We start from the raw sequence: 13,820 nt of genomic DNA, 5'->3' as shown, positions 1-13,820 counted from the left end.
GGACCTGGTCCAGCTATGAACAACGACATCCTGCGGTTCGCCACGGCGGGCTCCGTCGACGACGGCAAGAGCACCCTCATCGGGCGGCTGCTCTACGACTCCAAGTCCATCTTCGAGGACCAGCTCGACGCGGTGGAGCGCACCAGCGCCGCGCGCGGTGAAGAGCGGGCCAACCTGGCACTGCTCACCGACGGCCTGCGGGCCGAGCGGGAGCAGGGCATCACCATCGACGTTGCGTACCGCTACTTCGCCACACCCAAGCGCACCTTCATCATCGCCGACACCCCCGGGCACGTGCAGTACACCCGGAACATGGTCACCGGCGCCTCGACCTCCGACCTCGCGGTCATCCTCGTGGACGCGCGCAAGGGCCTGCAGGAGCAGAGCCGACGGCATGCGTTCCTTGCCAGCCTGCTCCAGGTCCCGCACCTGGTGCTCGCGGTCAACAAGATGGACCTGGTCGACTACTCCGAGGAGCGGTTCGAGGAGATCCGCCGCGAGTTCTCCGAGTTCGCCGCCAAGCTCGACACCCGTGACGTCACGTTCGTGCCGATCTCCGCTCTGCACGGCGACAACGTGGTCACCACCTCCGAGAACATGCCGTGGTACGAGGGCCCCTCGCTGCTGCACCACCTGGAGAACGTGCACATCGCCTCCGACGACAACCTCGTCGACGCACGTTTCCCCGTGCAGTACGTGATCCGGCCGCAGAAGTCCGACGACCCGGAGCTGCACGACTACCGGGGTTACGCCGGGCAGGTGGCCGGCGGTGTGTTCCGTCCGGGCGACGAGGTCGTGCACCTGCCGTCCGGGTACACGAGCCGGGTCGCCAAGGTCGTCAGTGCCGACGGGGACCTGGAGGAGGCCTTCCACCCGATGTCGGTGACGCTCCTGCTGGAGGACGACATCGACGTCTCGCGCGGCGACATGATCGCGCGCGTGAACAACCGTCCCGAGTCGGCCCAGGACGTCGACGCGATGGTCTGCTGGATGACCGACAGCCGCAAGCTCACGCCCCGTTCGCGGCTGCTGGTCAAGCACACGACGCGCACAGCGAAGGTGATGGTCAAGGACCTCCACTACCGCTTGGACGTCAACTCGCTCTCACGCGACCAGGAGGTCGAGCACCTGGAGCTGAACGAGATCGGCCGGGTGCGGCTGCGTGCCACTCAGCCCCTGTTCGTCGACGAGTACGCCAGGAACCGGCAGACCGGCGGGTTCATCCTCATCGACGAGGCCACCAACACCACCGTCGGTGCGGGCATGGTCGTGAACGCAGAATGACCTGAGAAGTCCTTAAACATTCTCATGGGTGAGAAAACTGTATCCCCTCCGGGGTTGTATTCCCGGTGGATGTTTCGGAGATGCAGATAGTCCTCCGGTCATGGGACCTCATCCCGATTCGGGGTCGCTCGCACATTCGGTCGCGGGCGGCCCCGAGTCGTGTGCGGAGGGTTCGATGACGGGCGTGTGTACCTTGTATGACTGTCGAACCCGATCCCCGCCCGGACATGCAGTTCGACCTTGAATCGAAGAAAAATTGGACCGGAGTATGGCAATCCCCCGATTTTCTTACTAAAGTGTCGAACTGCGCTAAAGGTGCAGCAGTGCGAATACGCACCGTAGCGCCCAAGGTGCTCATATCCCCGCTAACCCCCTCAAGGAGAAACACCTTGAAGAAGCACCCAACCCCCAAGGCCGTGGTCGGTTTCGTCGCGGCGGGCGCCCTGTCGGTCCCCTTCGCCCTCGGCGGTGCTACCGCTGCCGGCGCCGATGACCTGGCCCCCCTGCACACGAGCGCGGACGCGGTGGCAGGCGAGTACTTCGTGGTCCTGGAGGACGGCGTCAGTACCGCTTCGGTCACCCCCTCTGCCCTCGGAATCTCCGCTGACCAGGTCAACCACTCCTACGAGGAGGTGCTGAACGGTTACTCGGCCTCCCTCAGCGAGGCCGACGTGCAGGAGATGCGCGCGGAGTCCTCCGTGGCCTACATCGAGCAGGTCGGCCAGGCCGAGGCCTTCGTGCCGTGGGGCCTGGACCGCATCGACCAGGAGGACCTGCCGCTGGACGGTGAGTACTCCACCGAGGCCGACGGTTCAGGGACCACCTCCTACGTCCTGGACACCGGCCTCGACGTCGATCACCCCGAGTTCGGTGACCGTGCCGAAGCCGGTTGGGACGCCTACGGCGGCGACGCCGAGGACGTGCAGGGCCACGGCACGCACGTGGCCGGCACCGTCGGTGCCGACAGCTACGGCGTCGCGCCCGGCACCGACCTGGTCGGTGTGAAGGTGCTGGACGACCAGGGCTCCGGTGACTACGACGACATCATCGCCGGTGTCGAGTGGGTGGCCGAGAACGCCGACGACAGCTCGGTGGCCAACCTCTCGCTCGGCGGCCCCGAGTCGCCCGCCCTGGACGAGGCCGTGAACGCGCTCGCCGACTCCGGTGTGTTCGTCGCGGTTGCCGCGGGCAACGAGGGCCAGGACGCCGGCAACGTCTCCCCGGGCGGTGCCGAGGGCGTCGTGACCGTCGCCGCCTCGGACGAGAACGACGGCTCGACCTTCTTCACCAACTACGGCAGTGCCGTGGACATCTACGCTCCGGGCGAGGACGTCGAGTCCACCGTGCCCGGCGGCGGCACGGACACCATGTCCGGTACCTCCATGGCCAGCCCGCACGTGGCCGGTGCCGCGGCGCTCTACCAGGACGCCAACGGCTCCGCCGACCAGGACACCGTCCTGAGCTGGCTGGTGGACAACGCCGGTGAGGACAAGCTCGACAGCGTGCCCTCCGACACCGTCAACCTGCTGCTGAACGTCGAGGGCCTGTAAGGACCGCGCCGGTGCCCCTGGCGTGACCTGAACCGGGAGTGCGGTCTCCGCCTCCCGCCCCGCTCCGCGGCCCCGAGCCGACCGGACCCTCCGGCTCGGGGCCGTTGCCGTGCGCGGGTCCTGCTGGGTGTGCTCGCGGTACCCGGACGCGGGCGCGGGACGACGGGTCTGGGCTGCGGGCGGCGTGGCGGTGGTGCGGGCATCGGCTCCTCACCTCGGGTCGGACGGGAACAGCTGGGCAACAGGTCAGTCGGCGTGTGCGGCCTCGTGGCCGGCCCGGACCCGGAGGCTCTCCAGGGCGGGCAGCAGCCAGTCGTCGACCGCGGCCATGGCAGGGCCGCCGTGCCCCGGTTGCAGATCGGCCAGGAAGCGTGTGGCCAGGTCGATCAGGTACAGCGCCATGACCGTGGACACCGTGTGCGGGCGCAGTCCGGTCTCGGCCATGAGCGGGTCGCGCAGCAGCCGGGACCCGGTCTCCAACCACCGGTGCACACCCGGGTGGACGCCCGACTGCACGCTCTCGTTGAGGTCGTAGTGCAATGCGTCGAAACCGGCGGGTGCGTCCAGGGCGAGGCGTTCCCAGTCCCACACGAACGCGCGCCGGGCCGTGCTGGCCACGTTCCACCGCGTCAGGTCCCCGTGCCAGGCGCCGAAGGGAACCCGCACGTCCGGTAGCCGACGCAGCGCTGCGCGCAGGGGCGGGGCCTCGGGGCGTGCGCCGAGCATGACGATGCGTTCCTCGAGCGCACTTCGGTAGGGGCTCTCGGACAGCCAACGTGTGCGCACGGTTCCGAGCCCGACGATCTGCGCGACGCACCGCAGGAGCTGGCGCCGGGTCGGACGGTCGGTCTGGTCACCGATGGGGAGCGCCTCCTGCACCAGGAGCGGCTGCCCGTTCCACTCGCCCTCGTGCATCAGCCGCGGGACCGTGACGTCCGGCAGCGGGGACTCGGCCAGGTGCCGCAGCGCCCGGCTCTCGGCGCGGACCAGGCGCGAGGTCAGGCCGTTGGTGGCGATCTTCGCGTACCCGATGGTGCGTCCGCCCGGGGTGAGCAGCAGCAGGACCGGCTTGCGATTGGCGCGGGGCGGCCCGAGGTGGATCGCAACCGACACCTCCCTGTCCAGCGCCGAGGCGAGCGCGTGCTCGATGCCGGGGCCCGCGCCCACGTACAGGCGGTCGCGCAGCAGCAACGGTGCCAACCCGGTCGTGAACGCCCCGCTCAGTACCAGAGAACGCAGACGCTCGCCGATCGAGTGGTCCTGGGAGAAGGAGGCGATCCCCCGGGTGGCGGCGGTGCGGTCGTGTGCCGGCAGGATGATGCGCGGGTTCCGGGCGTTGGGCACTGGAAGGTACTGGTTGCCGCGCTCGCGCCGGGCCAGCCGGGTCCCGGCGAACTCTCCTGGGCCCAGCAGGCCTCCGCACGGCCACAGCACGGCCGCCAGGTCGGTCAGATACGTGGATTCACTGTTCACCGAACACCCCCGCGAGCACGGATGGACAGAGCTGCGACGTGGAGGCCGGTTCGCGGCATCAGCGCCCGGCCCCCGTGGCGGCGTCGACGCCGGTCCCGGTCCCGCTGTCCGCCTCGGAGCCCGATCCGGACCCGGCTCCCTCGGCTTCGTCGTCCGCGTCGGTGTGGGAACCGGACACGGTCTCGACGCCGGCCTCGTCATGGTCGTCGGGCACAGCGCCCGTGTGTGTCCGGGGGGCTGTGGGTCCTCCGGCTGCCCGCTCCCCGTCCACCGGCGCCTCCGTGAGGTCGTGCTCGGCGACCCTGCAGGCCGGTACGGCCCCGCCCGGAGCGGGCGCCGACGCAGGCGCCGACACGGGTGAGCGAACCGGGGCCGCGGGCTCGGCCGCGTGCACCAGAACCACGACGCCGGGCACCTGCGTCCCGGTCAGTTCCGCGACTCGCACGAGCGCGGCCAGGTCCTCCCGGCGCGAGCGTCCGAGCTCCACCACCGGGACGAGCGCGTCGGCCACACCCATGAGGGCCTCGACATCGGCCCGCCCGTTCCCGGCAGTACTCGTCAGGACCGCGTGGTCGATGTCGGAACGCAGCAGGTCCAACAGGTCGTGCACCACGGTGGCCTGCACGGGCGCGCTGGTGCCGGGCCGCCCGTGCCGCAGCACCCTCAGGCGGGGCACGGAATCGGGGCGCACGACGAGCGCGTCCGGATCCTCACCGTCCACCAGTGCTTCGGTCAGGCCGGGGCCCTCGGGCAGTCCGAGCGGCGCGGGGGAGGCGTCCGCGCACACCAGGAGTGTCTCGGAACCGGTGCGGGCCAGCGCGGCGGAGAGGTCGACGGCGGCCCGTGGCCCGGAACGCCCCGGTGTGACCGAGACGGCCAGGACGACGCGGGCGTCCTCCGTCTCCCCGGCCCCCTCTTCCTCACCCGCGGGTGCGCGGGCGCGCAGCCGCGAACGCAGCAGGTGCGCGCACGCGTTGGCGCGCTGTCCGGCGGAGCTGTGCTGGTCGAACGGTTCGCACAACAGCTCGTCGAGGCGCGCGGACACGGGCAGTTCCATGAGCACCGGGCTCCCGGACAGCCGCGCCGCCTGGGCGCCGTCGCGCACCCGCGGGTCGAGGCGGTCGCGCACGAGAGCGACGGCGAGGCCCAGTGCCAGCCCGGCCGCGGGACCGCCGACCAGCCACGGCAGCGGCGAGGGCGCGGAGGCGGAAGCGGGGGTGTCAGCGGGATCGACGACCGTGCCGGGGTCGGTGGTCTGCGCCATCGCGGTCAGTGACGCGACGACCCCGCCCAGGTCGGTGATCTCCTCCCGGAGGGCCTCGGTACGTGCTGCGTCGCCCTCGACCTGTGCCAGCTGGGCGTGGAGGCCCTCCTGTTCGTCGCGCAGCCCCTCCAGGTGCGTGGCCAGCAGGGCCTGGGTCTGCTGGGTGCGGGTGGACAGGTAGGCCTCGGCCCACGCGTCGGCGCCTTCCCGGGCCTGCTCCGGTGTGGATGCGGTGTAGCCGATCTCGAGTACGTCGCCGTCGGGGTGCGCCTCCACGTGCACTCGTTCGGCCAGGTCAGCAGGGGGGAGGCCGATCTCGTCGTGGGTTTCGGACACCACAGCGGCGGTGCGCTCGGACCCGGCCAGCTTCGCCTCGGCTTCCAGATCGAGGCTTTGGCCGGGGGCACCGTCGGGGGCCCCTCCGGCCTCGGCCGCGCCCGGCGGCCGTACCTGGACCGCGGTGGTCGAGGTGTAGGCGGAGGGTAGCGCCGCCAGGGCCGCGATGGCCACGATCAGGCCGCCCAGCAGGCCGGACAGGACGATCGTGCGGCGGCGACGGACCGGTGCGGTGCGGTCTTTCGGGGCCGGAACTGCGGAGCCGGGGGCGTCGGTGTCCATCGGGTCCCCTCCGGGCAGAGATCGGAGCACTTTTAGTGAACGATTGCATACTAAGTGTAATCCCTTTGGGTGTGCCCGCTGGTTTGCGAAGCAGCCGTTTCTTCAAGGGCAAGCGACCGGAAAGCACACCCGGCCCGGACACGACGGAAGGGGTGGCGGAACCCCGTCCGCCACCCCTTACGGAAGCCCGGTGCCCGGTCGCCCTAGCCGCCGATGACCTCGGGCGGAAGCCCGGTGCCCGACTCCCACGCCTGGTCGCACGCGTCCTGGGTGGAGACCGTCTGCGCCCGCGCCGTGCAGTCCCGGTAGTCGGCCACCTGGTCCTGGTACAGGAACAGCACCGCCGCCATCGCCGCCGACAGCACGATGCCGACCGAGCCCACGAACACGCTCGCCATCGCCATCGGAGCCGTCACGCTGCGTCGGCGCGCGGCACGGCGGGCGCGGAAACCCTGGACCAGACCGAAGGCCGACAGGAAGATCCCGTACGGCGGGAGCAACAGGCCCACCGCGCCGAAGAACAGGCCCCACAGCCCGCCTCTCTCGGACTTGGGCGGTTGCCCGTCGTTCTGCGGCTCCGGGCTGTTCTCGCTCACGGGTGACTCTCCTTCGGTGGCGCGCGGGAGTGCGCCGTGTGTGGCCGGCTCGCTCTGGTGCTGCGGTCGGCGGGGCGTCCACCGAACGCGCACGGGCGGAGCGTACCCGGTCACGGTCTGCGGGCAGCGGGCCGGGAACCGGGAGAGCCGTCGCACAACCCCAGGTCCCCGTCGGTCCGACGCTACCCGGACCGATAGGGTGGGAAAGCGGACGGGGCCCCTGCGGTCCTGGTTCTGGTGCCGCCCGCGTGCGGCGCGTACGAGTTTCCCCGGATGCTGCGCTGTCCCCCAGCGCCCCCGGGAGCGGGAGCCCGGCTCCCGTGCTGTTCTTCTACACACGAGGGAGAAGCACACTGTCCGCGCGAGTGGTGGTTCTCATATCGGGCACGGGCAGCAACATGGCCGCCCTGCTGGACGCCTGCAGGTCTCCCGAGTACGGGGCGCAGGTGGTCGCCGTCGGATCCGACCGGCCCGGTGCCGGCGGGCTCGAGAAGGCGGAGGAGGCGGGCGTCCCTGCGTTCGTGGTCCCCTTCCGCGATTACGCCGACCGGTCCGAGTGGGACACCGCGATGTCCGAACGGATCGCCGATTTCGAGCCCGACCTGGTGGTCTCCGCCGGGTTCATGCGCATCCTCGGTCCTGCCGTCGTCGGCCGCCACGCCGCGGTCAACATCCACCCGGCGCTGCTGCCCTCCTTCCCCGGCGCGCACGCCGTACGCGATGCGCTCGCCCACGGTGTCCGGTTCACCGGCACCACCATCCACTTCCTCGACGAGGGGGTCGACTCCGGGCCGATCATCGACCAGGTCCCGGTCCCCGTCGAGGACGGCGACGACGAGGCTGCCCTGCACGAACGCATCAAGACCGTGGAACGGCGCATGCTCGTCGACACGGTCGGTGAGCTCGCGCGGCGCGGCTGGACCGTCGACGGCAGGCACGTGCGGCTCGGCCGCACCGGACCGAGCCCCACTGACGCGAGCGAGACGAAGGAGACCCCGTGAACCAGCGGGCCATCAGGCGTGCGTTGATCAGCGTGTACGACAAGACCGGTCTGGAGGGCCTGGGCGCCGGGCTGGCCCGGGCAGGCGTGGAGATCGTCTCGACCGGCTCCACCGCCGCGCGGCTGCGCGAGGCCGGGATCGAGGTCACCCCCGTCGAGGAGGTCACCGGCTTCCCCGAGATCATGGGCGGGCGCGTCAAGACCCTCCACCCCCACATCCACGGCGGGCTCCTCGCCGACCAGAACGACCCCGGGCACGTGGAGACCATCGAAGGGCTGGGTATCGCACCCTTCGACCTCGTCGTGGTCAACCTCTATCCCTTCGGCGACACCGTGGCCTCGGGCGCCTCCGAGGCCGACTGTGTCGAGAAGATCGACATCGGTGGCCCCGCCATGGTGCGGGCCTCCGCCAAGAACCACGGCAGTGTCGCCGTCGTCGTCGATCCCGGCGCCTACGAGGAGACCCTGCAGGCGGTGAGCGGCGGCGGGTTCACCCTCGACCAGCGCAAGCGCCTGGCCGGGCAGGCCTTCCAGCACACCGCCTCCTACGACGCGGCCGTGGCGACCTGGTTCGCCGAGTCCTACGCACCCGACACCGAGTCCGGCGGGTCCGGTTGGCCGGCGTTCTTCGGGGAGGGCTTCGAGCGCGACCAAGTGCTGCGCTACGGCGAGAACCCGCACCAGAAGGCGGCCCTGTACACGGCTGCCGAGTCCGCCGGGAGCGGGTTGGCCGGCGCGGAGCAGCTGCACGGCAAGGCGATGAGTTACAACAACTACGTCGACGCCGACGCCGCCCTGCGCGCCGCCCACGACTTCACCGAGCCGTGCGTGGCCATCATCAAGCACGCCAACCCCTGCGGGATCGCGGTCGGCGCCGACAACGCCGAGGCGCACCGCAAGGCCCATGCCAGCGACCCCGTCTCCGCGTTCGGGGGTGTGATCGCCACCAACCGCCCGGTCGAGGCCGCTCTGGCCCAGCAGATCGTGGAGATCTTCACCGAGGTCGTCGTGGCTCCCGCGTTCTCCCCCGAGGCCGTGGACGTGCTCACGCGCAAGAAGAACATCCGCCTGCTCGTGGTCGAGAACGCCGAGGGTGTGACCGGCGGTGTGGAGCGCCGCCAGATCAGCGGCGGCCTGCTCGTTCAGTCGCGCGACGCCGTCGACGCCCCGGGCGACGACCCCGGGAACTGGACCCTGGCCTGCGGCGACCCCGCCGACGAGCAGACCCTCGCAGAGCTGCGCTTCGCCTGGCGCGCGGTGCGTGCGGTCAAGTCCAACGCGATCCTGCTCGCCTCGGACCGCGCCACCGTCGGTGTGGGTATGGGTCAGGTCAACCGGGTCGACTCCGCCCGTCTGGCCGTGAACCGTGCCGGGGACCGTGTGCGCGGCTCCGTGGCTGCCAGCGACGCCTTCTTCCCCTTCCCCGACGGGCTGGAGATCCTCACCGCCGCCGGTGTGCGCGCGGTCGTCCAGCCCGGTGGGTCGGTGCGGGACGACGAGGTCGTCGCGGCCGCCGAGGCCGCCGGGGTGACGATGTACCTCACCGGCACCCGGCACTTCTTCCACTAGGCCATCCGGATCGAAGACGAGGAGTCTCAATGAGCGCGACCGTGCTCGACGGCAAGGCCGTCGCCAAGGCCATCAAGGAGGACCTGGCCGAGCGGGTCTCCAAGCTGCACGCCAAGGGTGTGACGCCCGGGCTCGGGACCGTGCTGGTCGGTGACGACGCGGGCAGCCACACCTATGTGCGCGGCAAGCACCGCGACTGCGCACAGGTGGGCATCGCCAGCATCCGCCGCGACCTCCCGGCCGACGCCACCCAGGAGCAGGTGGAGCAGGCCGTGCGCGAGCTCAACGAGGACCCGGCCTGCACCGGCTACATCGTGCAGCTGCCCCTGCCGCGCGGGCTCGACGAGGGGCGTGTGCTCGACCTCATCGACCCTGCCAAGGACGCCGACGGCCTGCAGCCCGCCAACCTGGGCAAGCTCGTCCTCATGGAGGAAGCGCCGCTGCCCTGCACCCCGCGCGGGATCGTGGAGCTGCTGCGCCGATACGACGTACCGCTCCGGGGCGCCGAGGTCGTGGTGGTCGGCCGCGGTGTGACCGTGGGGCGTCCGCTGGGCCTGCTGCTGACCCGCCGTTCCGAGAACGCGACCGTCACGCTGTGCCACACCGGGACCCGTGACCTGTCCGAGCACACCCGCAAGGCCGACGTCGTCGTGGCCGGTGCCGGTGTGCCCGGCCTCGTCACTCCCGACATGGTCAAGCCGGGCGCCGCGGTGCTCGACGTCGGTGTCACGCGCACCGACGAGGGGCTCGCGGGGGACGTCGCCCCGGGCGTGGAGGAGGTCGCCGGGTTCCTGTCGCCCAACCCGGGCGGCGTCGGCCCGATGACCCGTGCAATGCTGCTGGTCAACGTGGTGGAGAACGCCGAGCGCCGGGCCGCTGCCCTGTAGCGGGCCGCTTGCCGAGTGTGGGGCCCGTGCCGGTGCGCGGGCCCCACACGTGTCCGTGCCAGGAGGGTGTGACCCCCGCTGACCGCACGTCCCCGCACGCGCCGGGGATGCGCGCGTGCGCGTTCACGGCAGAGGGCTCAGCTGGCCCAGCGTGCGGTGGCTCCCATCGGCATCGGGCGGACCAGACCCAGCGAGACCACCTCGTTGGCCAGCCGGGTGCGGCGGTTCTGTCCCTCGGGTATGCGGAACTTCTGGTACAGCCGCAGCAGGTGCTGCTTGACCGCGGCCTCGGTCACCACCAGGGACTCGGCGATGTCACGGGCAGTGGCCGGCGCAACGAACGCCTCGTCCGACAGCGCGGGCTGGCACAGGACGGTGAGCACGTCGAGCTCGCGCCTGGTCAGGTCGGGCACGGCCTCGCGCCGCAGTTCGAGATCGGGGCGCATCTGCTCGCGGGGCAGGCCGCCCACCCGGCAGCGTGCGCTGCCGAACGTGAGAACGTCGCCGTCCTTGAGTACACGGCGGGCCACGGGGCGCCCGTTGACCCGGGTTCCGTTACGGGACAGTCCCAGGTCGACGACGTAGACGTAGGGTCCCCGGCGCACCAGCTCGGCGTGCAGCTGCGAAACGGTCAGGTCGCGCAGGTGTATGTCGGCGCCCTCGCCGCGGCCGACCGTGGTGACCTCGCTCGTCAGGGAGCGCATGTCACCGGAGGAGTCGATCTTGAGGTAGGGGCCCTCTGTGTTGCTGTCCTCCGTCGGAGCGGCCGTGGCCCGAGGGTGCTGACGACGGTGGGGGAAGGACGGTCGGGGGGTGGTGGTCTGGTCCGCGCTTGGAGTGGGCTTCATGGGGGTGGTCCTCGCTCACCGTGGCACTGGAACACCACCTGGGTTACCCGGGCTGCACTGCTTCTACGCGCTTACTCCGGAGTTAGGCGGACAAGGCGCGGCAAATACGGCTCTGTGGCCGTGGCGGGGCGGGAATCGGTTCCCGGTCGTTCTTACGGGAGCCGGACCGTTACCGTGAGCTCTGGGGCCGGGGCGATGCGGGCCAATACAATGACCGTGGTCCTTCCCGGCCGTCACGGTCCGCCGACGACCTCGTCCTGTGCTCGGGACCGGAACCGGGCGGCACAGCCGAGCCGCTCCGTTTCGGACATCCCGTGACGTGCGCGTGGCCGGACTGGGCCAGAGGGTCGGCAAGCGACCGTGGAACGAGCCGCGCGGCGGCCAAGCACACGAACCGAACAGGTCGGTACGCGGTGGACAGGGCGGAGCAGACGCAAGTGGCGGACTCGGGCACGCCGGACGGCGACGTCCCCCAGGACAACACCCCCGGCGACGGCGAGGACCGTGCCGAGGCCACCCCGGGGGAGACGGAGAACACCCCCGAAGAGGCACCGGAGACGGGGGGCGAGCTGACGGAGGAGACGGGAGCCGACGAGCCCGCTCCGTCGAAGATCCCCCCGTGGCTCACCCAGGTGCCGTACTCGCTCGTGCTGTCCGGCCTCGCGGCCGGCATCGCGGTCGTCGGGTTCGCCTACTTCAAACGCGGANAACCGCGCCCCCGCCATCATCGCCGCTGCGCTCATGCTTGCGGCGGTGTTCCGCCTGGTCCTGCCCAAGGACTGGATCGGCATGCTCGCGGTGCGCCGCAGGTGGGTCGACCTGACCGTGCTGGTCGGGATGGCGTGCTTGCTCATCGTGCTCGCATGGGTGGCGCCGCAACTGTCGACCTAGGCGTCGAATAAGCTTGATGTCGAGATACCGCGACACCGACAAGACACCGCCTCCCCGGTGTGCACGGACACCGGGAGGGATCACGGGATTGCCGTGCGCGGAGAACCCGCCGCGCCCCGGTCACGAGCCGGGGCACGGCACCCGCTGCACGAGGCGGTTGCCGAGACTGAAGGGACAGCCACACAGCCATGGCCAAGATCAAGGTCGAGAACCCCGTAGTCGAGCTCGACGGTGACGAGATGACCCGGATCATCTGGTCCTTCATCAAGGACCGACTGATCCTGCCCTACCTCGACATCGACCTGAAGTACTACGACCTCGGCATCGAGGAGCGCGACCGCACCGACGACCAGGTCACCGTCGACGCGGCCAACGCCATCAAGGAGCACGGCGTCGGCGTCAAGTGCGCCACCATCACGCCGGACGAGGCGCGGGTCGAGGAGTTCGGCCTCAAGAAGATGTGGCGGTCGCCCAACGGCACCATCCGCAACATCCTCGGCGGCGTCGTCTTCCGTGAGCCCATCATCGCCGAGAACGTCCCGCGCCTGGTGCCGGGCTGGACGCAGCCGATCATCATCGGCCGCCACGCCCACGCGGACCAGTACAAGGCCACGGACTTCAAGGTCCCCGGCCCGGGTACGGTCACCATGACCTACACGCCCGAGGACGGCAGCGAGCCGATCGAGTTCGACGTCGCCGAGTTCCCCGAGGCCGGCGGCGTGGCCATGGGGATGTACAACTACCGCAGGTCCATCGAGGACTTCGCGCGCGCCAGCCTCAACTACGGCCTGGACCGCAACTTCCCGGTCTACATGTCCACCAAGAACACGATCCTCAAGTCGTACGACGGCATGTTCAAGGACGTGTTCCAGGAGATCTACGACAACGAGTTCAAGGACAGGTTCGAGGCTGCCGGCCTCACCTACGAGCACCGCCTGATCGACGACATGGTCGCCGCGGCGCTCAAGTGGGAGGGCGGCTACGTCTGGGCCTGCAAGAACTACGACGGCGACGTGCAGTCCGACACGGTCGCGCAGGGCTTCGGCTCGCTCGGCCTCATGACCTCGGTCCTGCGCACCGCCGACGGCCGTACCGTCGAGGCCGAGGCCGCCCACGGCACCGTCACGCGCCACTACCGCCAGCACCAGCAGGGCAAGCCCACCTCGACCAACCCGATCGCGTCCATCTTCGCGTGGACCCGCGGTCTGGAGCACCGCGGCAAGCTCGACAACACTCCGAAGGTGGTCGAGTTCGCCCAGACGCTCGAGGACGTCGTCGTCAAGACCGTCGAGGGCGGCCAGATGACCAAGGACCTCGCGCTGCTCGTCGGCGGTGACCAGGACTGGCTCACCACGCAGGAGTTCCTCGCCGCGCTGGACGAGAACCTGAGCAAGCGCCTCGCCTGAGGACCACCCCACAAGGAGCGGGCCCCGGACGGGGCCCGGATCTCCTCCACGCGGCGGATGGTCATCCCTTTGCCGTTTCTCGTGCGCCCGGTCGGCCCTGAGCGGGGTCCGGCCGGGCGCACGCGTGTGAGCGGTCCGGGGGACTTCGGGAGATTTCCCGGGCGCGTTTTCCGTGTTCGTCGGGCATGCCGTGTCCTTCGGTGGCACGATGAGGGGGCGCTCCGCCCTCTGCTCCCCGTGGATGCGACCTATGACACGTGCATACGATTCGCGTCTTTGGCGAACTTTGACTTATTGTGGAGTCACGCCGGTGAGAACCGGCAGGCCAGAGCGGGCTCAGACCCGCAGGCCACAGACCGACGTGCCGGCCGTGCGCCCGCTGGGGGGTAGGCGCGCACAGCTCGGAACGTCACAGAAGGGCCCGTCACTCCGGT

Annotated in this window: 10 protein-coding genes and 1 pseudogene; 7 read left to right on the top strand and 4 right to left on the bottom strand. The window is 70.6% G+C overall.

Annotated features, from left to right (window positions below):
* Window positions 1-15 precede the first annotated feature (15 nt).
* Both cysN and D474_RS0111380 read left to right on the top strand, forming a co-directional pair.
* The gene (cysN, locus tag D474_RS0111385) at window positions 16-1,284 is read left to right on the top strand and encodes a sulfate adenylyltransferase subunit CysN (RefSeq protein WP_017613696.1); all 1,269 of its coding nucleotides are present in this window, start codon (window positions 16-18) and stop codon (window positions 1,282-1,284) included.
* Window positions 1,285-1,673: 389 nt separating this feature from the next.
* Window positions 1,674-2,834, top strand: a complete 1,161-nt coding sequence (locus D474_RS0111380) for a S8 family peptidase (protein ID WP_017613695.1) — start codon at window positions 1,674-1,676, stop codon at window positions 2,832-2,834.
* A 246-nt stretch (window positions 2,835-3,080) separates the two neighbouring features.
* Here the strand turns inward: D474_RS0111380 and D474_RS0111375 are convergent, their stop codons facing one another.
* From D474_RS0111375 to D474_RS0111365, 3 genes are all read right to left on the bottom strand, one after another.
* Complete coding sequence (locus tag D474_RS0111375; RefSeq protein ID WP_017613694.1) at window positions 3,081-4,307, bottom strand: phosphotransferase; 1,227 nt, start codon at window positions 4,305-4,307, stop codon at window positions 3,081-3,083.
* Between the two features lie 58 nt (window positions 4,308-4,365).
* The gene (locus D474_RS28365) at window positions 4,366-6,189 is read right to left on the bottom strand and encodes a hypothetical protein (RefSeq protein ID WP_051050956.1); all 1,824 of its coding nucleotides are present in this window, start codon (window positions 6,187-6,189) and stop codon (window positions 4,366-4,368) included.
* Window positions 6,190-6,392: 203 nt separating this feature from the next.
* Complete coding sequence (locus tag D474_RS0111365) at window positions 6,393-6,785, bottom strand: hypothetical protein (RefSeq protein ID WP_017613693.1); 393 nt, start codon at window positions 6,783-6,785, stop codon at window positions 6,393-6,395.
* 365 nt (window positions 6,786-7,150) lie between these two features.
* On the opposite strand from D474_RS0111365, the gene purN reads away from it, so the two are divergent.
* Genes purN through D474_RS0111350 form a run of 3 tightly spaced genes read left to right on the top strand, consistent with a single transcriptional unit; the run spans window position 7,151 to window position 10,241 of the window.
* Window positions 7,151-7,786, top strand: coding sequence for a phosphoribosylglycinamide formyltransferase (gene purN / locus D474_RS0111360; RefSeq protein WP_017613692.1), 636 nt, complete (start codon window positions 7,151-7,153; stop codon window positions 7,784-7,786).
* Window positions 7,783-9,354 (top strand): bifunctional phosphoribosylaminoimidazolecarboxamide formyltransferase/IMP cyclohydrolase, encoded by a 1,572-nt coding sequence (purH, locus tag D474_RS0111355; protein ID WP_017613691.1) that lies wholly within the window; start codon window positions 7,783-7,785, stop codon window positions 9,352-9,354. The genes purN and purH overlap by 4 nt, the downstream gene beginning before the upstream one ends.
* 29 nt (window positions 9,355-9,383) lie before the next feature.
* Window positions 9,384-10,241, top strand: coding sequence for a bifunctional methylenetetrahydrofolate dehydrogenase/methenyltetrahydrofolate cyclohydrolase (locus D474_RS0111350; protein WP_017613690.1), 858 nt, complete (start codon window positions 9,384-9,386; stop codon window positions 10,239-10,241).
* A gap of 137 nt (window positions 10,242-10,378) precedes the next feature.
* Here D474_RS0111350 and D474_RS0111345 read toward each other — a convergent pair whose 3' ends face one another.
* The gene (locus tag D474_RS0111345; protein WP_051050957.1) at window positions 10,379-10,945 is read right to left on the bottom strand and encodes an FHA domain-containing protein; all 567 of its coding nucleotides are present in this window, start codon (window positions 10,943-10,945) and stop codon (window positions 10,379-10,381) included.
* A 557-nt stretch (window positions 10,946-11,502) separates the two neighbouring features.
* Between D474_RS0111345 and D474_RS28360 the strand changes: the two are divergent.
* Window positions 11,503-11,980, top strand: a pseudogene (locus D474_RS28360) (DUF3017 domain-containing protein).
* 188 nt (window positions 11,981-12,168) lie between these two features.
* On the top strand, window positions 12,169-13,386 hold the full coding sequence (locus D474_RS0111335; RefSeq protein WP_017613687.1) for an NADP-dependent isocitrate dehydrogenase: 1,218 nt from the start codon (window positions 12,169-12,171) through the stop codon (window positions 13,384-13,386).
* Window positions 13,387-13,820 lie beyond the last annotated feature (434 nt).

The organism is Nocardiopsis salina YIM 90010 (genome assembly GCF_000341025.1).
In the GTDB taxonomy this organism is placed as follows: Bacteria; Actinomycetota; Actinomycetes; order Streptosporangiales; family Streptosporangiaceae; genus Nocardiopsis; species Nocardiopsis salina.
This window is presented reverse-complemented; position numbering and strand designations above follow the sequence as displayed.